Here is a 22595-nt window from a genome sequence, read left to right as displayed (position 1 = left end):
GCCGGTGGTCCCCCAACGACCGCCTCTCGCGGCGGCTTACAGGCGGGTCAGGCGAGCGCGCGCGCGTAGGCGTCCGCAGCGAAGCCGACCAGAGCCAGGTCGCCGCGCGTGAAGATCGGGCGCTTGACGAGCAGACCGTCGGCCGCGAGGGCGGCGAGCATGGCGTCGTCGTCCATGGCCTTGAGCTTGTCGGCGAAGCCGCCGTTCCGGTAGGACTGACCGGAGGTGTTGAACAGCTTGCGCGCGGGCTGACCGGAGTTCTGCTGGATCGCGCGCAGCTCGGCGAGGGTCGGCGCGCGGACGGTGAGGTCGACGACGTCGTAGGCGACGTGGTGGGCGTCGAGCCAGCGCCGCGCGTTGCGGCAGGTGTCGCAGCGAGGATGGGCGAAGAGGACGGCCGTCATGGCGCGCGGGACCGTACCACAGGAGCGCGGGCGCGCGCCCCGGAGCGGCCGTCCTCACCTGTCCTCATGACCAGGCGGGTCGGGCGTCGCCTGGCGCTTCGCGGTCGCACGGGGGGCTGGCGCGACCTAGGCAACGTGGACGGACGCATGTACAAGGGATTTTGCCGCGCACCGCCGGCGCGGCGCCTCCCCCCACGAGGTCGCCATGTCCAAGTTCTTGCTCCCCGTCGCCGCTGCTGTGGTCGTATCGTCGCTGTCGCTGTCGGCGGCGGCGCAGGAACCCGAGGGGCCGCAGGCGGGCGGCTCGGTGTCGCTGTCGCCAGCCGGCGCCGAGGCCTCGGGCGACGCGGCGGGCGGGAAGCCGAAGCGGGCGAAGAAGGCGAAGGATCGCAGCGGGGTGCCGTGGATCAAGCGCTACCGACCGACGGCGATGTCGGGCGAGTTCGGGATCTTCGCCGGCCTGATGTTCCCGGCCCGCGATCACGAGCTGTACCTGCCGCCGCAGCCGGGCGACCCGATCAACTGGCAGCCGTACAAGAAGGTCGCGCCGGACATCGGCCTGCGGGCGGGCTTCTATCCGCTGTCGTTCCTCGGGCTCGAGCTCGAGGGCGCGATCATGCCGACGAAGACCGAGAACGACGGCAAGGGCGCGGTGCTCGGCGGGTTCCGTGGGTACGTGCTGGCCCAGCTGCCGTACCGGATCTCGCCGTTCGTGCTGATCGGGCCCGGGCTGCTCGGCACGTCGGCGCTCGGGGGCGACGTCGACCCGGCGATCCACTTCGGCGGCGGCGTGAAGTTCTACATCAACAACTACCTGGCGCTGCGCCTCGATGTCCGCGACAACGCGTCCGCGCAGTACGGGATCGACGGCGGCCGCACGCACCACATCGAGGTGCTGCTCGGGCTGTCGTTCGTGCTGCGCAAGAAGCAGCCGGTCACCAGGGACGATCCGGACAGCGACGGCGACGGCTTCAAGGACTCGGTCGACAGGTGCGTGACGGTCCCGGGCGTGGCGCCCGACGGCTGCCCGGAGCCGGGCGAGGGCGACGCCGACGGCGACGGGTTCCTCGACTCGGTCGACGCCTGCCCGCAGGAGCGGGGCATCGCCCCCGACGGCTGCCCGGAGAAGGACCGCGACGGCGACGGCTTCGTCGACAGCAAGGACAAGTGCCCCGACGACAAGGGCATCGCGCCCGACGGCTGCCCGCTGCCCGACAAGGACAAGGACGGGATCCCCGACCGCGTCGACAAGTGCCCGACCGTGCCCGAGACCCGCAACAACTATCAGGACGAGGACGGCTGCGCCGACGAAATCCCGCGCGCGGTCACCAAGTTCACCGGCGTCATCAAGGGCATCTTCTTCGACATCGACAAGGACTCGATCAAGAAGACCTCGAAGGCGACGCTCGACAACGCGGTCAAGGTGCTGAAGGACTTCCCCTCGGTGAAGGTCGAGATCAGCGGCCACACCGACAGCTCCGGCGACCGCGACCACAACGTCGACCTTTCGAAGCGGCGCGCCGACGCGGTCAAGAAGTACCTGACCGACAAGGGGATCGACTCCGCGCGGATCACGACCCGCGGCGCTGGCCCCGACGAGCCGATCGCCGACAACAACTCCAAGACCGGCAAGGCCAAGAACCGGCGCATCGAGTTCAAGCTGAAGTGAGCCGCGGCCGCCCGCGCGTGCGCTTGGGCCCGCCGCGGGCGTGACGGCGGGGCGCCGCGGATCGGGTATCGTCCCGCGCATGTCAGGCACGCCCTCCGCTCCGGGCCCGATCGAGGAGGCCACGGTCCTCGCCGTCGTCGGCGAGCTCATCTCCGCCGTCGGCGACGGACGCGGCCTCGGCCACCTCAACCTCGACGCCTCGCTCGAGCGCGAGCTCGGCCTCGGCAGCCTCGAGCGCGTCGAGCTGCTCGGCCGGCTCGAGGCCCGCCTCGGGGTCGTGTTCCCGGAGGAGGCGCTCAGCGTCGCCGACACCCCGCGTCAGCTGGTGGCGCTGGCCCGGCAGGCGCGCGGGGATGGCGCTGCGGACATGTCCGTGAGCGCAGGTCCGAAAGCACATGTCTCCGAGGACATGTCCTTGCCGACAGAGCCGCCGTCGCCGGCGCCGACCGCCGCGCAGACGCTGATCGAGGCGCTCGAGTACCACGCCGGGCGCACGCCGGGGCGGGTCCACGTCATGCTGCTGCGCGAGGACGGGCGCGAGGAGGCGATCACGTACGGGGCGCTGCGGCGCGACGCCGGGCGGGTGGCGGCGGCGCTGCGGCGGCGCGGGCTGAAGCCGGGCGCCAAGGTGGCGATCATGCTGCCGACGTCGCGCGGGTACTTCGCGGCGTTCATGGGCGCGCAGCTGGCCGGCGGGGTGCCGGTGCCGCTGTACCCGCCGTTCCGCCTCGACCGGATCGCCGAGTACATCCAGCGCGAGGCGCAGATCCTGGCCAACGCCGAGGCCGAGGTGCTGATCACGTTCGCGCGCGCGGCCCGGGTCGCCGAGCTGGTGCGCGATCAGGTGCCGGCGCTCGGGCAGGTGGTCGACGTCGACGAGGCGCTGGCCGACGCCAGCCTCGACACGGCGGTGGCGGCCGACTTGCGCGGCGAGGACACGGCGCTGCTGCAGTACACGTCGGGCAGCACCGGCGACCCCAAGGGCGTCGAGCTGACGCACGCCAACGTGCTCGCCAACATCCGCGCGGCGGCCGAGGGCTGCGGGCTGCGGGCCGGCGACGTGATGATCAGCTGGCTGCCGCTCTACCACGACATGGGGCTGGTCGGCGGGTGGCTGATGAACCTGTACTTCGGGACAGCCACGGTGATCCTGTCGCCGGTGACGTTCCTGGCCCGGCCCGAGCGGTGGCTGCAGGCGTTCTCGCACTACAAGGGCACGATCTCGTGCGCGCCCAACTTCGCGTTCGACCTGTGCGTCAAGCGGGTCCCGCCGGAGACGATCGCGCCGCTGCAGCTGGGGCCGATCCGGGCCCTGCTCAACGGCTCGGAGCCGATCCTGGCGAGCACGCTCGATCGCTTCGCCGCCCACCTGGCGCCGGCGGGGTTCCACCGCGAGGCGCTGTTCTGCGCCTACGGCCTGGCCGAGAACATGGTCGCGGTGACGTTCCCGCCGCCGGGCCGCGGACCCTTCGTCGATCGGGTCGAGCGGGCGACGTTCGAGGGGAGCGGCGAGGCGCGAGCGGCCGCAGGGGAGGCGCCCGAGAGCGAGGTGCTGCAGTTCGTCGGCTGCGGCGCGGCGGTGCCCAGCCACGAGGTGCGGATCGCCGACGAGGCCGGGGCGCCGCTGCCGGACCGCCGTCAGGGCCGGATCCTGTTCCGCGGGCCGTCGGCGTTCAAGGGCTACTACCGCAACCCGGAGGCGACGGCGAAGGTCAAGCTGGCCGACGGTTGGGTCGACTCGGGCGACCTCGGTTATCTGGTGGATGGCGAGCTGTTCATCTCGGGCCGCGTGAAGGACCTGATCATCAAGGGCGGCCGCAACTACTACCCGCACGAGATCGAGGCGGCCGCGGGCGCGGTGCCGGGGGTGCGCCAGGGCTGCGTGGCCGCGTTCGCCGTGCGCGACGAGGCGAGCGGGACCGAGTCGATCGTGGTGGTCGCGGAGACCAAGGAGGAGCGCCCCGAGGCCCGGCAGGCGCTGCAGCAGAAGATCGGCGAGGCGATCGCCAGCACCGTGGGCGTCCCGCCCGATCGCGTGGTGCTGACCGGGCCGGGCGCGGTGCCGAAGACCTCGAGCGGGAAGATCCGCCGCAGCGACACGCGTCGGCTGTATCTGGCGGGCGAGCTGGGCCGCAGTCACGGATCGTTCGCGCGCCAGGCGGCGGGCCTTTACCTGCGCGGGCTGCCGCGTCGCGCGAAGGCGCTGGCCGGGCGCGCCGGCGAGGTCGCGTACGGCAGCTTCGCGCTCGGCACGTTCGGCGGGATGCTGGCGGCCTCGACCGCGGCCGGCCGCCTGATCCCGGCGGGCAAGCCGCTGCGCAGCTTCTCGCGCAACGTGGCCCGCGCGACGCTGACGACCATCGGCCTGCGCCCGCAAGTGACTGGCCTCGAGAACATGCCCGAAGGGCCATGTGTGCTGGCGCCTAATCACTGCAGCTACCTCGACCCGTTCGTGCTGCTGGCGGCGCTGCCCGACACGATCCGCTTCGTGGTCAAGGGCGAGTGCCGCGACAACCGGGCCTTCGGGCCGCTGATCCAGCGGGCGGGCCACGTGCTGATCGAGCGGCTGCAGGCCGAGCGCGCGCTGGCAGGGCTCGAGGCGGTGGCGGAGGTGCTGCGGTCGGGCTCGCCGGTGGTGGTGTTCCCGGAGGGCACGTTCAGCCGCGAGGCCGGGCTGCGCCCGTTCAAGCTCGGGGCGTTCCGCCTGGCCTGCGAGACAGGTGTGCCGGTGGTGCCGATCGCGCTGCGCGGCACTCGCAACGCGCTCCATGACGGGACATGGCTGCCGCGCCACGTGCCGATCGAGGTGCAGGTGCTGCCGCCGATCACGCCGGCGGGCAAGACGCTGGTCGACATCGTCCGCCTGCGCGACCTGACCGCCGACGCGATCGCGGCCCACATCGACGAGCCGCGGCTGCACGCGGTGATGGTGGCGGGGATCCAGGGCCTCGATCCGAGCGAGCGCTGAGCGAGCCTCATCGGTGGATGGCAGCGATGGGCCCGGTGAGGCCGACCGCCGGGCCGGATGGAGATCGATCTTCGCGGGTCGGAACCGCGGTGGATGTCCGCGAGAGTCCGGCGAGCGTCCGCGGCGAACGATGCGAGTCGTGGCTGCTCGCGCGTGCAGTCGGCTTCGGGGCGCGGGCCGAACTCGGCCGGCCGCGGTGCTCGCCGAAATTGAAGGAGGTCCCGCGCGTGGCGACCGAGGAAAACTGGCCCGTGTCTTGCCTCGCCGCGTCGATCGATGAAGAGCGGGGCGTGGATCCAGCGGACGCATGGTTCGGCGGACTCGCCGCGGCGGACACATGACCGTTGGGACATGCCGTGACGCGTGACGTAGCGGTGGATCGCCAGGAGGTTGAAACGCTGTGCACGCGGGCTTAGCGTGGGGGCGTGTCCGCACCGACGCGTCGCGCGCTCTTGAAGGCCGCTCCCGCTCTGCTCTTCACCGGCTGTACGCCGCCGGCGATTACCACGCCGCTGGTGAAGAAGAGCGCGACGGTGCGCGACATGACGGCAGTGCACGATTTCCACGCGTCGCGCGACGGGGCCGGCGTCACCATCCGGCGCGCGCTCGGGCATCGCGATTTGCCGGCGCTCGATCCGTTCCTGATGCTCGACGAGATCCGCAGCGATCGGCCCGACGAGTTCCAGGCCGGCTTCCCGCAGCATCCGCACCGCGGCTTCGAGACGGTCTCGTACGTGCTCGCCGGGGCGTTCGAGCACCGCGACAGCGTCGGCAACCACGGACGGATCGGGGCCGGCGCGGCGCAGTGGATGACGGCCGGCCGCGGGATCGTGCACGAGGAGATGCCGCAGCCGCAGGACGACGGCGAGCTGTGGGCCTTCCAGCTGTGGGTCAACTTGCCGGCCGCGGAGAAGATGACGAAGCCCCGCTACCAGGAGCTGGGACCGGAGACGATCCCGACGCTGCAGGTCGACGACGCGCAGGTGCGGCTGGTCGCCGGTGAGCTGGCGGGCAAGCGTGGGCCGGTCGACGGGGTTACGGTGAAGCCGCTGGTGATGGACGTGACGCTCGCGGCCGGCGCGGCCATGCGGCAGCACATCGCCTGCGACCTGGCGTCGTTCGCCTACGTGCTCGACGGTGCGGTCCAGCTCGGCAGCGACGGCCGTGAGCTGCGCAAGGGCCAGATCGGCGTGCTCGGCCACGGCGACACGCTGGCGCTCTCGAGCGACGCAGGGGCGCGGCTGCTGGTGCTCGCCGGCCGGCCGCTGCGCGAGCCGGTGGCCCGCCGCGGGCCGTTCGTGATGAACACGGACGAGGAGCTGCGGCAGGCGTTCGCGGACTACCGCTCGGGCCGCTTGCTCGGCTGAGCCCGGTGAAGGCGGCGCGGCGAGCGTTCACGGTCGTGCCGACCGACGCACGCTAGCGGTACGGCGGAGCCGGGTTCAACGTGTTCCCTGAGACATGCCCTCGGGGACATGTCTCGGAGAGCATGCTCTTCCGCGCATGCCCCCTCGGACATGCCGCGAAGGACATGTCCGATCACTCGGCCGCTTCGACGCCGCGGGCGGAGAGGGGCAGGGTGACGGTGAAGGTCGAGCCCTGGCCGGGGGCGCTGCGGGCGTCGATGCGGCCGCGCATCATCTCGGCGTAGTGGCGGCTGATCGACAGGCCGAGGCCGGTGCCGCCGTACTTGCGGGTGGTCGACTCGTCGGCCTGGCGGAACGGCTGGAACAGCTCCTCGAGGCGGGTCGGGTCGATGCCGATGCCGGTGTCCTGGACGGCGACGACGAGCTGCTCGCCGTGCGGCCCATCCTCGCGCGCGACGAGGAGGCCGATGACGCCGCTGTGGGTGAACTTGCAGGCGTTGCCGAGCAGGTTGATGATGATCTGCTTGACCTTGGTGCGGTCGAGGGCGACGGCGCCGAGGCCGGGGCGGGTGGTGATCTCGAGCCGGTTGTCGTTCTTGCGCACGAGCGGCTCGATGGTGGCGACGACCTCCGCGACCAACTCGTCGACGGCGAAGTCCTCGACGAACAGCTCCATCTTGCCGGCCTCGATCTTGGAGACGTCGAGGATGTCGTTGATGAGGGCGAGCAGGTGGCGGGCGGAGCCGCGGATCTTGCCGAGGTCGCCGAGGTCGAGGTGCTGGCGGCCCTCCTCGCCGCTCTCGTCCTCGAGCAGCTCGCTGTAGCCGATGATGGCGTTGAGCGGGGTCCGCAGCTCGTGGCTCATGTTGGCGAGGAAGGCGCTCTTGGCCCGGCTGGCGTCGATCGCCGAGTCGCGCGCGGAGACCAACTGGCCGTTGAGGAGGTGGAGCTGCTGGTTGAGCCGCTCGAGCTCGGCGGTGCGCTCGCGGACCCGCTGCTCGAGCTCGTCGTGGGCCTGGCGCAGCGCGAGCTGGGCCCGGTTCTGCTCGGTGATGTCGGTCAGCACGGCCAGCAGGTGGTCGCGGTTCTGCAGGCGGAAGCGGGCGCCCCGCAGCTCGACGACGTAGGTGCGGCCGTCGGTGGCGGTGGCTGTCCCTTCGGACAGGAAGTGGCCGTGATCGTGGACGGCCGCGCGCAGGCGGGCGAACAGGTCGGCGCCAGCGTTCAGCAGATCGGCGAAGCTGCGCCCGGCGAGCTCGGGGCGCGAGCAGCGGAACAGCCGCGAGGCGGCCGGGTTGGCCTGCACGATCACGCCGGCCTCGTCGAGGATGAGGAGGGCGTTGGTGCCGGCCTCGAAGATCCCGCGGTACTGCTCCTCGCGGCTCTTGAGCTCGTCCTCCTGCTGCTTGCGCGAGAAGAAGCCGGGGATCTCGTAGCGCGTGACGTGAGCGGCGAGGTGCGGCTGGCCGTGGAGGTAGGCGTCGATGTAGCCCTCGATCCGGGAGGGGTGGGCCATGATGAAGCGACAGTGATCGTCGCCCTTGGCCCGGCAGAGGATCTCCGTCGCCACCAGCGGGACCCCGAAGCTGGCTTCGCACCAACCCGAGGAGTAACCAGCGTTCATCACGCATACGGGGAAATCGGGCCGCTTGCCGGCGTCGATCCACGAGTCCGATTCGAACGAGTAGGGGTGATCGTAGAGGAGGTAGAAGCTCTCGTCCGGGGCCGGACGACTCTCGGGCGAGATGTCCACGAAGGCCCACCCGGAGTGCGAGAAGTGGATGGGGCCCGCGGACAGCCGGGCGATCGGATCTTGCAAATGCATGCGCTCGGCGAAGTCGTTGGCGTCCGAGAGCCCCATGGCGTGAGCGATGTCGAACAACAGGCTCCGCGCGACCCCCAGCGCCTCGTCCTGGCCCTTGTCGCGGTACAGCCGCTGGACCATCTCGAAGAACTCGACCGACATGGCCCGCGCCCGCACGAGCATGTAGCGCTGGCCGAAGACCTCGATCCGGCCCTTGTCAGGGATGTCGCTACGCTCGGCGAAGATCCGCCCGACAAACTCCTGCGCCTGCTCGAACAGCGGCTCGAACCGCGGCGGGACACGGACGGTCTTCAGCACGCTGCGCGATCATACGCATCGGCGATCGACGTCGGCAAGCGAGGCTCCAAGGCCGCACCCCATCAACGATCGGGGGCAGTGAGCCGCGGGCAGGGTTCGCCCGAGCTGCGACTCACTCTGCGCCGAGCGCGGCCTGCATGGCCCGCGCGCTCGGGTAGCGACGCGCGGGATCCTTGGCGCAGGCGCGGCTGAAGATCCAGTCGAGCCTGTCCGCGATCTCCGGCGGCGTGCTGGCGGGCATGCGCGAGCTCGGCGGCGGCGGGGTCAGGTCGCGCTGGGCCTGCAGCAGCTCGTGCAGCGGGGCGCTCGTGAGCTCCTCGAACGGGAGCACGCCGGTGGCCAGCTCGTAGAGGCTGACGCCGAGGGCGTAGATGTCGGTGCGCGGCTCGATGATCCCGCCGTGCACCGTCTGCTCGGGGGCGAGGTAGTTGGGGTCGCCGCAGAGCGGCTCGGTCGGGCCGGGGCGCGGGCCGTCGAGGTCGTAGGCGATGCCGAGGTCGAGCAGCTTGGTGGTAAGGAAGCGCGTGTTCGGATCGCGGGTCACGAACATGTTGGCGGGCTTCACATCGCAGTGGACCACCCGGCAGTCGTGAAGGTACTGCAGCGCCATCAGCACCTGCGTCAGGCCGCGCACCAGGGCCGGCCACGGCAGCGCCCGGCCGCGCGCGCGGGTGGCGTCGAGCAGCCGCAGCATGTCGGTGCCGGGCAGGTACTCCATCGCCATCCACTCGGTGTGGCCGCGGTGGTCGACGCCCATGTCGTAGACGCGCACGAGGCAGGGGTGCAGCAGGCGCGCGCCGAGGATCGCCTCGCGGCGGAAGCGTCGCTGCTCGCGCGCCGGGATGTCGGCGTGCATGACCTTGAGCGCCACGTTGCGCTCGAGCAGGCTGTCGTAGCCCTGGTAGATCTTACCCATGCCGCCGGCCCCGATCAGGCGGAGCACGGTGTAGCGCTCGAGGTGCTCGAGCGGGCTGTCGATCTCGACCGGCAGCTCGATCACTTCGCCGCCCGGCACGTGATCGCCGAGGTCGGAGAGCGTCGGACGCTGCGCGGTTGCGAGTTCCACGGTGTAGGAGCGTAGACCCGCGGCGGCAGACGACCAAAAAACCGGCGAAAGCGCGCGGCGAGGCACCTGCGGCCGCTCGGAGGGGACGCGCACACGGCCGTCGGGGCCCGCATGACCGCGGACGACCGGTTCGGGCGGATCCGCCCGACAGGCCGCGCAAAGGCCCGCCGAGCGACGTTCGCGGCGCATGAGGCCGCTGGCGGCGGGGCGGGGCGGGGGCGGCGACCGCGGCTTTGCGACCGACCGCAACTGGCTGCGGCGCGTGCCCCCCAGCGCGCTTGACACATTACGCCCTCAGTCGTGATCCTGGGCCAGCTTGGTCGGGGGCAGCAGCACAAGATTCTTGTCGGAGGCCCAGAGTCGCGTGGGCCGGTGGCTGCGAAACAAGTGGCACCTCGACAGCCTGATCGCCATCGGCGGCATGGCGTCGGTGTACGCGGCCACGCATCGCAACGGCAACCGCGCGGCGCTCAAGGTGTTGCACACGCTCTTCCTGCGCAACGAGCAGGCGCGGCGCCGCTTCCTGCGCGAAGGTTACGCGGCCAACAGCGTCGGCCATCGCAACGCGGTCCACGTCCTCGACGACGACATCACCGAAGAGGGCGACGTGTACCTGGTGATGGAGCTGCTCGAGGGCGAGTCGCTCGAGGGACGTCTGGAGCGACTGGGCCTGCTGCCCCCGGTGGCCGTGCTCGAGATGACGGACGCGCTGCTCGAGGTGCTCGCGTCCGCCCACTCGAAGGGCATCCTTCACCGCGACATCAAGCCGGCCAACATCTTCCTGTGCCGCGACGGCAGCGTGAAGCTGTTGGACTTCGGGCTGGCCCGCGTGCGCGAGCTGTCGGCCGAGGCGCTCGACCAGAGCGACGGCATCGTGTTCGGCACGGTCTCGTACATCGCGCCCGAGCAGGCCCGCGCCGACAACGAGAACCTCGACGCGCGCAGCGACCTGTGGTCGATCGCGGCGACCATGTTCCGGGCGATGTCGGGCGAGACGGTCTTCCCGGCCATCGGCCCGGTGATCGAGCGCCTGCTCGCGGTGGCCCGCACGCCGGCGCGATCGCTGGCGACGCTGCGGCCCGACCTGCCGCGGCCGCTCATCGAGCTGGTCGACCGGGCCCTCGCGTTCGAGCCGATGGCGCGGTGGCCGAGTGCCAACGTGATGCGCGTGGTGGTCCAGGATGTCCTGAACCAGCTGTGCGAAGAGGACGACTGGGAGGAGCCGCGCGCGCCGCCGGTGCGCGCCTCGACCACGCCGACGCTCGTCGGTGCGCGGCCGAAGACCGACCCGATGGCCGGCTCGGCGCGCCCGCGCAGCCTGCCGCTCGCGCCCGCGCCCCAGAAGCCGGCGCCGAGCGTGAGCGGGCCGTTCGCCAACCTGGCCGATGGGCCAGTGCCCGAGGACTTCGAGATCAACGTCGACGAGACGCTGCGGGCGAAGGCGCTCGCGGCCGGCAGCGGGACCGGGGTGAACATCGCCGCCGAGGCTCCCAAGGCGCGCTCGCGGACGCTGCTGACCCGCGAGGGCAAGGCCGAGCTGCGCAAGATCCTCGAGGAGCGGCGCGCGTCGCTGGGGATCCCCGCGCGCGCCGACGACCGGCCGGAGTCGAAGCCGGTCAAGGCCGCGGGGCCGAGCTCCGTGGAGATCGCCGTCGAGGCCGACGAGCAGCCCGCGAGCTCCTCCGAGCTCGACGACGCGGCCGCGGCCGAGACGATCGCCGCTGCGGCCGATGACGAGCCGCTGGGCCACAGCGGCGCCTACGAGGGCGAGTACGGCGAGGGCGAGGGCGAGGCCGCGGCGGGCGAGGGCGAGTACGACGAGGCCGCGGCGGGCGAGGGCGAGTACGACGAGGCCGCGGCGGGCGAGGGCGAGTACGACGAGGCCGCGGCGGGCGACGGCGAGGCCGAGCAGGGCTACGCCGACGCGGTTGACGACGATGTCGCCGAGGTCGACGCCGACGAGGTCGACGAGCTCGAGGACGGCGAGCCCGACCCCAACGAGGCCACGGTGCAGATGATGGTGCCGGCCGAGCTGCCGGTGCCGGAGAGCGTGCGCGCGGCCCAGGCGCAAGCGACCGGTGCTCCGGGACATGTCGGTACGGACATGTCGCGCGGGGCAGGTGCTTCGGGACCTGTCCCATCGAGCATGCGCGCGGGGACAGGTCTGTCCGGGCCCGCGGCCAGCAAGCCGATGGGGCAGACGGTGGTCGGGCCGGCGCCGACGCGGCCGGCCGCGCTGGGCGGGCTGCCGACGGGCAGGCCGACGCCGGTGATGGGGCAGCCCGCGGCGGCGCCTCCTTCGGGGATCGGTGGGCTCGGGAGCCGGCCGACGCCGGTGATGGGTCAGCCCGCGGCGGTGCCTGCGACGGGGCTCGGGAGCCGGCCGACGCCGGTGATGGGTCAGCCCGCGGCGGTGCCTGCGACGGGGCTCGGGAGCCGGCCGACGCCGGTGATGGGGCAGCCCGCGGCGGTGCCTGGAGCGGGGCTCGGGAGCCGGCCGACGCCGGTGATGGGTCAGCCCGCGGCGGTGCCTGGGGCGGGGCTCGGGAGCCGGCCGACGCCGGTGATGGGTCAGCCGAGCGTGTCTCCGGGGACAGGTGCTTCGGGACCTGTCCCGGCGAGCAGGTCGTTGACGCCGGCGCACGGGCAGCCGGTGGTGTCCCCCGGGACAGGTGCTTCGGGACCTGTCCCTGCGGGCAGGCCGGCCACGCCGGCGCATGGCCAGCCGGCGGTGTCACCCGCGGCGCCGGGCAAGACGTTCGCGCCGCCGGGTGGGGCGCTGCCGACTCGCCCGACCACGACCCCGGAGACGAGCGTGAGCAAGCCGGGCGAGGCGCCGCGGTGGTCGTCGCCGACGCCAGGGCGCGCGCCTTCGGGCGTGGGCGCGACGGTGTCGACCGCGGCGGGCCGGGCGGCCTCGGGACCGCTGCCCGCGGCGAGCGAGGCGAACGCGGCGACGAGGACGGCGGGGGTCGCCAGCGGGCCGGTGAAGGCCGCGAGCCCTGCGGGGGCGAGCGGGCCCGTGAAAGCAGGGAGCGCTGCGGAGCCGGCGAAGGCCGGCGGAGCGGCGAAGCCTGCGACTGGTGCGACGAGTTTTGCGGCCGGCACGGGAGCGGCGCAGCCGACGGGCCGAGCGACGAGCGGGCCGGTGAAGGCCGCCGGCGGAGCGCCGGTGCAGCCGAGCGGCCGGCCGACGAGCGGGGCGGTGAAGGCGGCTCCGGGGCCATCGACGAATCGACCGACGAGCGGGCCGGTGAAGGCCGCGAGCGCCGCGAGCACGCCGGTGGCGAGCGGACCGGTGAAGGCCGCGAGCGCCGCGAGCACGCCGGTGGCGAGCGGGCTGGTGAAGGCCGCGAGCGCCGCGAGCGGGCCCACGGTGAGCGGGCCGGTGACCACGAAGAGCCCGCAGACGGCGAGCGAGGCGACGAAGCCGGCGGGCGCGGCCCCGGCCGCGAGGTCGACGAGCGCGCCTGGCGGGGCGGACAAAGCTGTCGGGACAGGTTCGGCGTCGCCGCTCGGGGGGGCGGCGAGGCCTGCGCCCGCAGCGGCGAGCCCGGCGGCGAAGGGCCCGACGACCAGCGTCGGGCCCGCGGCGCCGACGCGACCGGGCGCGGCTGGCGCTTCGAGCATGTCCTCGGGGACAGGCGTGAAGCCGGCGAGCTCCGGAGCAGCTGGTACTTCGGGCATGTCCTCCGGGACAGGTGCGAAGCCGGCCGCCGCGGAGCCGGTCCCGGCTCAGGAAGCGGAGCCGAAGCCCGCGCCCCGGCCCTTCGAGCCGATCGGTCCGGGGTCGCGATCGCAGGGCAAGTCCGGGCTGTTCGACATCCCGATCCCCGGCGGCGGACCTGGCGGGTTGCTGCCGCGCGCGCCGCTCGGGCCGAAGGGCCCCGAGACCGACGACGCGACCAAACCTGCAGTGAAGCCGGGGCCGCGCGACAAGAAGGTCTGAAGCGCGGGGCTGCCTGAGGCCGGCGCGTGACGGAGGCTCTGTCCGGAGGGCCAGGCCTCGGCTTCGAGGCGCAGCGCCGTCGCGTGCGCTGTCCGCAGCAGGCCGCTCAGGCTCTGAGGGAACGCGCGCCCGCCGTTCGACCTGTCCCGAGCGCCAGGTCACTCGTACAGATCGCAGCGCGCCTTTCGCGTGACTGGTCCGCAGCGCAGGCTCTGAGCAGCGCACCCGTGGCGAGACCTGTCCTGAGCGCCAGGTCACTCGTGCCGACGGCGCAGCGCGCCTCTCGCGTGACCAAACTGCAGCGCAGTTCTCTCATGCTCCGAGCGGAAGCAGCGCACCCGTGGCGAGACCTGTCCTGAGCGCCAGGTCACTCGTGCCGACGGCGCAGCGCGCCCCTCGCGTGACCGGCCCGCAGCGTAGTTCGCTCATGCTCCGGGCGGACGCAGCGCCCCCGGGGCCAGACCTGTCCGGAGCGCCAGGTCACTCACGCCTGCGAGAGCGAGCGCTCGCCCGCCTGCGTGAGCTGTCCGGCGCAGCAGGCCGGGCCGGGCCGCCCGCATCGACCTGTCCCAAGGGACAGGTCGCCCCTTTTTTAAAAGAAACAAGCCCGCCTGGTGGGGCGGGCTTGGGTGCCGAAGGGCGGAATTGAACCGCCGACCTAGGGGTTATGAATCCCTCGCTCTAACCATCTGAGCTACCCCGGCATCGAGGGCGCACGTGCGTACCCGATTTGAGCGGCCATCGTCAACCGCAAAGCTTCGAGTCTCGTCGCTCGCGCGAAGAATTTCCGGACATCTTCGCGGATGCGCCAGCGCAGTGAGTCAGCGCAAGGGTGGCGCCGCGGGCGCTGCCGGCTCCAGGGCTTCAGATCTTGCGTCCCCGCGTGCTAAGCGAATCTTGCGAACCAATGAGCGCCAGGGCGACGACCCCGTCGCCGCGCGCCTCGCCGGTTCACAGGCTGCGCAAAAGGAGTTTCTGATGGCCCGGGAAGTCGTGATCGCCAGCGCTGCTCGCACCCCCATCGGCGCGTTTCAAGGGGCGCTCGCGCCGCTCGCCGCCCACCAACTCGGCAGCGTCGCCGTGCGCGCCGCGCTCCAGCGGGCCGGTGTCGACGGCAAGGATGTCGAGGACGTGATCCTCGGCTGCGTGCTGCCGGCCGGCCAGGGCCAGGCGCCCGCTCGCCAGGCCAGCCGCGGCGCCGGGGTGCCCGACCATGTCGGTTGCATCACCATCAACAAGGTCTGCGGCTCCGGCCTCAAGGCGGTCATGCTCGCGGCCCAGGCGATCCGCGCCGGCGATGCCGAGATCGTGGTCGCCGGTGGCATCGAGAGCATGTCCAACGTGCCCTACCTGCTGCCGCAGGCGCGCGCCGGCTACCGCCTCGGCAACGGCACGCTCGTCGACGGCATGATCCACGACGGCCTGTGGGACCCGTACAAGAACTTCCACATGGGCATGGCCGGTGAGCTGTGCGCCCGCGAGTGCGGGATCCCGCGCGAGCGCCAGGACAGCTACGCCGCCGAGAGCTTCCGCCGCGCCCAGGCGGCCGTGAAGGCCGGCCTGTTCCGCGAGGAGATCGCGCCCGTCGAGGTGCCCGGCAGGAAGGGCGCGGTCACCGTCAGCGAGGACGAGCAACCGTTCAAGGGCGACATCGACAAGCTGCCCGGCCTGCGGCCCGCGTTCGACAAGAACGGCACGATCACGGCCGGCAACGCCTCGACGATCAACGACGGCGCGGCCGCCCTGGTCGTCATGTCGCGCGCCGAGGCCGACCGGCGCGGCATCTCGCCGCTCGCCACCATCGTCGGCGACGCCGGCTTCGCCCAGGCGCCCGAGTGGTTCACCACCGCCCCGACCGGCGCGATCGAGCGGCTCCTGGCCAAGACCGGCAAGGCGGTGGCCGACGTCGACCTGTGGGAGATCAACGAGGCGTTCGCCGTGGTCGCCCTGGCCAACGGCGACAAGCTCGGCATCCCGGACGACCGCCTCAACGTGCGCGGCGGCGCCATCGCCCTCGGCCACCCGATCGGCTGCTCGGGCGCCCGCGTGCTCGTCACCCTGATCCACGCCCTCAAGCAAGAGGACAAGCGCCGCGGCGTCGCGTCGCTGTGCCTCGGCGGCGGCGAGGCGGTGGCGCTGATGGTGGAGCGCGCCTGAACTTTCGTACCTGAACCAAGGCACACCGGAGATCGGACATGACCCAAGGGACTAGCGCAGACGAGATCCTGGCCAACATCCGCACGATCGGCGTGCTGGGCGCGGGGCAGATGGGGGCGGGCATCGCCCAGGTGGCGGCGCAGGCCGGCTACCGGGTGCTGCTGGCCGACGTCGACCAGGCCCGCGCCGACGCCGGCAAGGCGGGGATCGCCAAGCAGCTCGGGCGCCTGGTCGAGAAGGGCAAGCTGCAGGAGGCCGAGCGGGCGGCGATCGTCGAGCGGATCACCGCGGTGGTCGGCGCGGCCGGCCTGGCGCCGTCGGACTTCGCGGTCGAGGCGGCCACCGAGAACATCGAGCTCAAGAAGAAGCTGTTCCGCGAGCTCGACGCGGCGCTCGGCGACGGCGCGGTGCTGGCGACCAACACCAGCTCGATCAGCATCACCCTGCTGGCGGCGCAGACCCGGCGGCCCGATCGCGTGGTCGGCATGCACTTCATGAACCCGGTCCCGCTGATGAAGCTGGTCGAGATCATCCGCGGCCTGCAGACGGCCGACGGAATCTACGGGGCGACCGTGGCGCTGGCGCAGAAGCTCGGCAAGACGACGATCACGAGCAAGGACTGCCCGGGCTTCCTCGTCAACCGCGTGCTCATCCCGCTGATCAACGAGGCCTGCTTCGCGCTGCAGGAGGGCCTCGGCACGCCGGAGGACATCGACACCGGGGCCAAGCTCGGCCTGAACCATCCGATGGGCCCGCTCGAGCTGGCCGACCTGATCGGCCTCGACACCTGCCTGGCGATCGCCGACGTGCTCCACCGCGAGCTCGGCGACGACAAGTACCGCGCGGCCAACGTCCTGCGCATGCACGTGGCCGCCGGCTGGCACGGGCGCAAGACCGGGCGCGGCTTCTACGACTACGCGAGCAAGGGGAAGTAGGCCGATGACCGGCACCGACACCCTGCTCGTCAGCGACGACGGCCGCGTCCGCGTCGTCACCATCAGCCGGCCCAAGGCGCTCAACGCCCTCAACCCCGAGGTCATCGCCGGGCTCGCGCAGGTGCTCGACGACACCGCGGCGGCGGCCCGCGCCGGCGAGGTGCGCGCGCTGGTGCTGACCGGCGCCGGCGAGAAGTCGTTCGTCGCCGGGGCCGACATCGCGGCGATGGCCGACATGTCCGTCGGGACAGCCCGCGAGTTCGCCCGCGCCGGCCACGGCGTCGGCGAGGCGCTGGCCGGCCTGCCGATCCCGACGATCGCGGCCGTCAACGGCTTCGCGCTCGGCGGCGGCTGCGAGCTGGCGCTGGCCTGCGACTTCATCTACGCGGCCGAGAACGCCAAGTTCGGCCAGCCCGAGGTCAAGCTCGGCGTGATCCCCGGCTTCGGCGGGACCCAGCGGCTGGCGCGGCGCGTCGGCCTGGCCCGCGCGCTCGAGCTGTGCCTCACCGGCGACACCATCGACGCCGCCGAGGCGGCGCGCATCGGCCTCGCCAACCGCGTGGTGCCGGCCGGCGAGGCGCTGTCGGTCGCGCTCGCCGCGGCCAAGAAGATCGCCGACTGGGGCCCCGTGGCGGTCGCCGAGGCCAAGCGGGTGCTGCACGCCGGCGCCGGCCTGCCGCTGGCGCAGGCCAACGCGCTCGAGATCGAGGCGTTCGCCGGCCTGTTCGACACCGCCGATCAAAAGGAGGGCATGGCCGCCTTCCTGGGCAAGCGCAGGGCCGAGTTCAAGGGCGCGTGAGCAGCCCGCCGAGCGAACAAGGGAGCAGAGGACCGCGATGGACCTGTCGTTGACCGAAGACCAAGAAGCGCTGCAGAAGATGGTCCGCGAGTTCGCGGCCCGCGAGGTGAAGCCGCTCGCGGCCGAGCTCGACCGCGAGGCCCGGTTCCCCAAGGAGCTGGTCCGGCGGATGGCCGAGCTCGGGCTGCTCGGCATCGAGGTCCCCGAGGCCTACGGCGGCTCGGGCCTCGACCCGATCTCGTACGTCCTGGCGATGGAAGAAATCTCGGCCGCGTGCGCCTCGACCGGCGTGGTCATGAGCGTCAACAACTCGCTCGTGTGCGACCCGCTGCTCAAGTTCGCGACCGAGGCGCAGAAGCAGGAGTGGCTGGTGCCGCTGGCCAGCGGCGACAAGCTCGGCTGCTTCATGCTGTCCGAGCCCAACGCCGGCAGCGACGCCGCGGCGCAGAAGACCACGGCCGTGCGCGACGGCGACGGCTGGGTCATCAACGGCGTGAAGAACTGGATCACCAACGGCCCGCAGGCCGACACCGGGATCCTGTTCACCATGACCGAGCCGGAGCGCGGCAACTCGGGCATCACCGCGTTCGTGGTCGACATGCACGGCGAGGGCGTCTCCCGCGGGCCGAAGGACGACAAGCTCGGCATCCGCGCCAGCCACTCGTGCCAGATCTTCTTCACCGACCATCGCGTGACGAACGACCAGGTCCTGGGCCAGGTCGGCGGCGGCTTCAAGGTCGCGATGGCCACCCTCGACTGCGGGCGGATCGGCATCGCCGCCCAGGCCCTCGGGATCGCCCGCGCGGCGTTCGAGGCCGCGGCCGAGTACGCGCTCGACCGCAAGACCTTCGGCCGCCGCATCATCGACCACCAGGCGATCGCGTTCATGCTCGCGGACATGCAGGTCGGCATCGACGCCGCCCGCTTGCTGACCTACCGGGCGGCGAGCCTCAAGAAGCGGGGGCAGCGGCACTCGATCGAGAGCGCGATGGCCAAGCTGTTCGCCAGCGAGACGGCCAACAAGGTCGCCAAGGACGCGATCCAGGTGTTCGGCGGCAACGGCTACGTCACCGAGTACCCGGTCGAGCGCCACTTCCGGGACGCCAAGATCACCGAGATTTACGAGGGGACGAGCGAGATCCAGCGCGTCGTCATCGCCGCGGGGCTCCTGCGCCGCAAGTGACCGCCAGCCCGCGGCGCGGTATCATGCCGCGGACGCCCAGGCTCGCGGGCGACAGCGCCTGCCCGAGCCGCCACGAGGAACCATCATGCGAACCATCACCGTGATCCTGCTCGCCGCCGCCGTCGCCGGCCCGGGGTGCGCCAAGCGCCACCTCAACAAGATGGATAACAACGAGGACGCCATGTACTCGGAGTACACCAAGACGGAGTACGACAAGGACATGGTGAAGTCCGAGGAGGGCCTCGACGAGTACGACCGCACCGCGCAGGCGTCCGTCTCGCCGAAGACCCTGGCGTCGATCCAGGACACCATGGAGAGCGTCTACGAGCGCGACTTCGGCCGCTGCCTGCAGAAGGACATGGAGGCCTACGAGAACCGCTGGATCGCCGGCACCTTCTCGGCCGAGGTCACCATCGCCACCAGCGGCAAGGTCACCAAGGTCAACATCCCGACGATCGACATCAGGGAGCGCCGGCCGCCCAAGGGCGTGCCGAAGGACAAGTTCCAGCCGCGCGAGGCCAAGCTGTTCGCCCCGTGCGTCGAGGAGTCGGCCTTCAAGTGGGAGTTCGACCCGGCGCCCGAGGTCGAGTACGTCTACACGTACACCGGCAAGGTCGGCGAGGCCTACTAGCGCGTCCATCTGCTCCGAGGGGCAGGCTCCCGGGGACATGTCCTTTCGAGAATGTCCCCAGAGTCATGCCCCTTCGGGCATGTCCCTTTCGACACCATGTACGACTTCACCCCGACCGAGAACCAGGAGCTGATCGTCGGCACCGCGCGGCAGTTCGCGGCGCGCACGCTGGCGCCGCGGGCGGCCGAGCTCGACGCCAACGGCGGTTTCCCGCGCGCGAGCCTGGCCGAGGCGGCCGAGCTGGGCCTCCTCGGCATCAACGTGCCGGAGCGGCTCGGCGGGGTCGAGGCGGGCGCGGTGGCCTACGCGCTGGCGGTGATCGAGCTGGCCAAGGCGTGCGCCGGGACGACGGTGGCGATGACCGTCAGCAACATGGTGGCCGAGGTCGTCACCAAGTTCGGCACCCCGGAGCAGCAGCAGGAGCACGTCCCGCGGCTGTGCTCCGGCGAGTACGTGGTCGGCGGCTTCGCCCTGTCCGAGGCCGGCGCCGGCAGCGATCCGGCGGGCATGCGCACGCGGGCCGTGCCGAACGGCGACGGCTGGGTCCTGAGCGGGCAAAAGCTGTGGATCACGAGCGGCACCGACGCCGGGCTGTTCGTGGTGTGGGCGCGCACCAGCGACGCTCCAGGCTCGCAGGGCATCACCGCCTTCCTGGTCCGCGGCGACGCGCCGGGGCTCGTGCGCGGCAAGCCGGAGCACAAGACCGGGCAGCACGCGAGCACCACCACGCCGCTCGAGTTCAACGACATCGAGCTCGGCCCCGAGGCGCTGCTCGGCGAGGTCGGCAAGGGCTTCCGCGTGGCGATGATGGCGCTCGACGGCGGCCGGATCGGCATCGCCGCCCTGGCGCTCGGCTGCGGCCTGGCCGCCACCGAGTTCGCCTGCGGCTACGCGCTGGAGCGGCAACAGTTCGGCCACCCGATCGCCGACTACCAGGCGATCCAGTGGATGCTGGCCGACAGCGCCACCGAGCTCGAGGCGGCGCGGCTGCTGACGCTGCGGGCCGCCTGGCTCAAAGAGCAGGGCCGGTCGTTCACGCAGGAGGCCTCGATGGCCAAGCTGGCGGCCAGCGAGCGCGGCTGGGCGGCGTGCGACCGGGCCGTCCAGGTGCTCGGAGGCTTCGGCTACACCCGCGAGTTCCCGGTCGAGCGCTACCTCCGCGACGTCCGCGTGACCCGCATCTTCGAGGGCACCAGCGAGATCCAGCGCATCGTCATCAGCCGTGAGATCGCGCGCCGATTCGCTCGCGCCGCGGGCTAGCGCTGCTAGGCTGAGGACGCAGCTTTCGGAACGGCTCTCGCCGTCTCACTGCGCCGTCGCGCTCCACCTCCGCACTCCGCCGCCAACCCCCCGACCACGACCATGGCCCAAGTCCCGCCCCAGATGCCCTTCGATATCAGCAAGCTCCCGCCCGACGCGATGAGCCTGATGAAGAAGGAGATGCAGCGGCGCATCTCGCTGTTCCTCGTCGGCGCGGTGGTCACCATCGTCGGTCTGTTCATCAACGGTCCGCCGCCGTACCTGCCCACGGTGGTGATGGTCGGCGGCGGCGCAGTGGCGATCCTCGGCCTGCTCGGCCTGGCCCGCGGGGCCGGCTGCTTCGCCATCGTCCTGTTCTTCTTCTGGCTCGGCGCGGTCGCCTGCGGGGTGTCGCGCGGCTCGGATCCGACGGTCTATATCCTCGGCCTCGGGGCCCTCGGCTTCGCGCTGCTGGCCCAGTTCCTGCCCAAGCCCAAGGCCACGGGGCCGCTCGCCAACCTGCAGGCGGCCATGCAGGCGATGCAGCAGGCCCAGCAGGCCGCGCAGCAGCAAGGCCGCGGCGGCCCGGCCGGGCCCGCGGGCGGCGGCGGCGGTGCTCCTGGCTTCGGCAGTTTCCCCTTCGCCCAGATGGGCGACGGCAAGCAGCGTCCGGCGCGTGACCGCGTCATCGACGTGAACGCCGAAGAGACCAACAAGAAGAAAAAATAATGATGAAGACGGAGGCCACGGAGGCCGCGGCCGGCGAGCGCGTCGAGATCCGCGGGATCGCCCACGGCGGCGAGGGTGTCGGCCGGGCTGTCGGCGACGACGCTGACACGCGCACATGGCTGGTCGAAGGGGCATTGCCCGGAGAACATGTCCTTGCGGCCAGGTCGGAGGAGCGCCGGCGGATGATCCGCGGCCGGACCATCGAGGTGCTGAAGGCCAGCCCCGATCGCGTGAAGCCGCCGTGCCCGGTCGAGGGCGTGTGCGGCGGCTGCGGCCTGCAGCACGCGCGGGCGGCCGCGCAGGCCGAGCTCAAGCGCCAGATCGCCGAGGGCGCGCTGCGGCGGCTCGGGATCGCGGTGCCGCACGCGCTGGCCAGCCCGCGCGCGCTGGGCTACCGCAGGCGGGCCCGCCTGCACGTCGAGCGGGTCGGCAACGAGCTGCGCCTCGGGCTGCACCGCCGGCAATCGCACGAGATCTTGCACCTCGCGCACTGCCCCGTGTTCGACGCCCCGCTGAACCACGCGCTGGCGCGTATGCACGCGCTGGCCGCCGGCGACGGGGCGTTCGCGCAGGTGCTGCGACGGCTGCGACGCGGCGAGGTCCACCTGCTGTCCGACGGCGCCGCGGTGGTCGTGGGCATCCCCGGGCTCGCGCCGCAAGGCGGCGACACCGACGAGGTCGGCCTGCGCGCCGCGCTCTCCGAGGTGCTCGACAACGTGGTGGTCGGCGTGGTCGCGCGCGGCGGTCGGCGTGAGCTGGTGCTCGGGCGCGGGCGCCTGGCGCTGGCCGATGCTGGCCACGAGGACATGGCCGTTTCGACAGGTCCGTTCGAGTTCGCCCAGGCCCAGGCGGCCCAGAATCGGGTCCTGATCGAGCGAGTGGTCGCGCTGGCCGACGCCCGCGGCGGCCAGGTGCTCGAGCTGTTCGCCGGCGGCGGCAACTTCACCCGCGCGCTCGCCCGCGAGGCCGCCGAGGTGGTCGCGGTCGAGGAGGATCGCGGCTCGGCGGGGGCGCTGCTGCGCATGGCCAAAAAGACAGCTGCGAACCGACAGGCGCACATCGAGGTGCGCCGGCTCGACGTGACGCGGGCGCTGACCCGCTACGCCGCCGAGGGCCGCAGCTTCGACCGGGTGGTGCTCGACCCGCCGCGCGCCGGCCTCGGCCTCGAGGGGGCGCGGGCGCTGGCCCGGGTCGCCAGCGGGCGCACGGTGTTCATCGCCTGCGACCCGGCCACGCTGGCGCGCGACCTCGAATCGATGCTGGAGGCGGGCCACCGCGCCGCCTCGGCGCTGGCGATCGACATGATGCCGATGACGCCGGAGGTCGAGGTGATCGTCGCGTTGGATGCCCCGAGGCACAGGTCATGACGCCCTCGGC

General features: G+C 72.3%; 15 protein-coding genes and 1 tRNA gene. 12 read left to right on the top strand and 4 right to left on the bottom strand.

Annotated features, from left to right (window positions below):
• Nucleotides 1-47: 47 nt before the first annotated feature.
• Complete coding sequence (locus tag POL25_RS00140) at nt 48-404, bottom strand: Spx/MgsR family RNA polymerase-binding regulatory protein (RefSeq protein ID WP_272083523.1); 357 nt, start codon at nt 402-404, stop codon at nt 48-50.
• Nucleotides 405-609: 205 nt separating this feature from the next.
• On the opposite strand from POL25_RS00140, the gene POL25_RS00135 reads away from it, so the two are divergent.
• The 3 genes from POL25_RS00135 to POL25_RS00125 all read left to right on the top strand — a co-directional run bounded on the left by POL25_RS00135 (nt 610) and on the right by POL25_RS00125 (nt 6408).
• The gene (locus POL25_RS00135) at nt 610-2073 is read left to right on the top strand and encodes an OmpA family protein (protein ID WP_272083521.1); all 1464 of its coding nucleotides are present in this window, start codon (nt 610-612) and stop codon (nt 2071-2073) included.
• A gap of 79 nt (nt 2074-2152) precedes the next feature.
• Nucleotides 2153-5041 carry an AMP-binding protein gene (locus POL25_RS00130; RefSeq protein ID WP_272083519.1) on the top strand — a complete coding sequence of 963 codons (2889 nt, stop codon included), beginning with the start codon at nt 2153-2155 and terminating at the stop codon, nt 5039-5041.
• A 425-nt stretch (nt 5042-5466) separates the two neighbouring features.
• Nucleotides 5467-6408, top strand: a complete 942-nt coding sequence (locus tag POL25_RS00125; protein WP_272083517.1) for a pirin family protein — start codon at nt 5467-5469, stop codon at nt 6406-6408.
• 172 nt (nt 6409-6580) lie between these two features.
• On the opposite strand, the gene POL25_RS00120 is transcribed toward POL25_RS00125, so the two are convergent.
• Together POL25_RS00120 and POL25_RS00115 are read right to left on the bottom strand one after the other, a co-directional pair.
• A complete protein-coding gene (locus POL25_RS00120) occupies nt 6581-8530 on the bottom strand; it encodes an ATP-binding protein (protein ID WP_272083515.1) in 1950 nt (649 codons plus the stop codon).
• A 112-nt stretch (nt 8531-8642) separates the two neighbouring features.
• Nucleotides 8643-9596: a serine/threonine-protein kinase gene (locus POL25_RS00115; protein WP_272083513.1), complete on the bottom strand. Its 954-nt coding sequence runs from the start codon at nt 9594-9596 to the stop codon at nt 8643-8645.
• 364 nt (nt 9597-9960) lie between these two features.
• On the opposite strand from POL25_RS00115, the gene POL25_RS00110 reads away from it, so the two are divergent.
• Nucleotides 9961-13545, top strand: a complete 3585-nt coding sequence (locus POL25_RS00110) for a serine/threonine-protein kinase (protein WP_272083511.1) — start codon at nt 9961-9963, stop codon at nt 13543-13545.
• A gap of 630 nt (nt 13546-14175) precedes the next feature.
• On the opposite strand, the gene POL25_RS00105 is transcribed toward POL25_RS00110, so the two are convergent.
• Nucleotides 14176-14249 (bottom strand) — tRNA-Met (locus POL25_RS00105).
• Nucleotides 14250-14523: 274 nt separating this feature from the next.
• Here POL25_RS00105 and POL25_RS00100 point away from each other — a divergent pair.
• The 8 genes from POL25_RS00100 to POL25_RS00065 all read left to right on the top strand — a co-directional run bounded on the left by POL25_RS00100 (nt 14524) and on the right by POL25_RS00065 (nt 22585).
• On the top strand, nt 14524-15702 hold the full coding sequence (locus POL25_RS00100; RefSeq protein WP_272083510.1) for a thiolase family protein: 1179 nt from the start codon (nt 14524-14526) through the stop codon (nt 15700-15702).
• Between the two features lie 38 nt (nt 15703-15740).
• Nucleotides 15741-16637, top strand: coding sequence for a 3-hydroxyacyl-CoA dehydrogenase NAD-binding domain-containing protein (locus POL25_RS00095; RefSeq protein ID WP_272083509.1), 897 nt, complete (start codon nt 15741-15743; stop codon nt 16635-16637).
• Between the two features lie 4 nt (nt 16638-16641).
• Nucleotides 16642-17436, top strand: coding sequence for an enoyl-CoA hydratase/isomerase family protein (locus POL25_RS00090; RefSeq protein ID WP_272083508.1), 795 nt, complete (start codon nt 16642-16644; stop codon nt 17434-17436).
• A 37-nt stretch (nt 17437-17473) separates the two neighbouring features.
• Nucleotides 17474-18619: an acyl-CoA dehydrogenase family protein gene (locus POL25_RS00085; RefSeq protein ID WP_272083507.1), complete on the top strand. Its 1146-nt coding sequence runs from the start codon at nt 17474-17476 to the stop codon at nt 18617-18619.
• An 85-nt stretch (nt 18620-18704) separates the two neighbouring features.
• A complete protein-coding gene (locus POL25_RS00080; RefSeq protein WP_272083506.1) occupies nt 18705-19250 on the top strand; it encodes a hypothetical protein in 546 nt (181 codons plus the stop codon).
• A 96-nt stretch (nt 19251-19346) separates the two neighbouring features.
• Nucleotides 19347-20510 carry an acyl-CoA dehydrogenase family protein gene (locus POL25_RS00075; RefSeq protein ID WP_272083505.1) on the top strand — a complete coding sequence of 388 codons (1164 nt, stop codon included), beginning with the start codon at nt 19347-19349 and terminating at the stop codon, nt 20508-20510.
• A gap of 123 nt (nt 20511-20633) precedes the next feature.
• Complete coding sequence (locus POL25_RS00070) at nt 20634-21218, top strand: hypothetical protein (protein WP_272083504.1); 585 nt, start codon at nt 20634-20636, stop codon at nt 21216-21218.
• Complete coding sequence (locus tag POL25_RS00065) at nt 21218-22585, top strand: class I SAM-dependent RNA methyltransferase (RefSeq protein ID WP_272083503.1); 1368 nt, start codon at nt 21218-21220, stop codon at nt 22583-22585. The genes POL25_RS00070 and POL25_RS00065 overlap by 1 nt, the downstream gene beginning before the upstream one ends.
• Nucleotides 22586-22595: the final 10 nt, after the last annotated feature.

Origin of the sequence: Nannocystis bainbridge, from assembly GCF_028368995.1 — a bacterium.
Taxonomy (GTDB): Bacteria; Myxococcota_A; Polyangia; order Nannocystales; family Nannocystaceae; genus Nannocystis; species Nannocystis bainbridge.
Note: the sequence above shows the minus strand (reverse complement) of the source record. Positions and strands in the feature narration are given on the sequence as shown.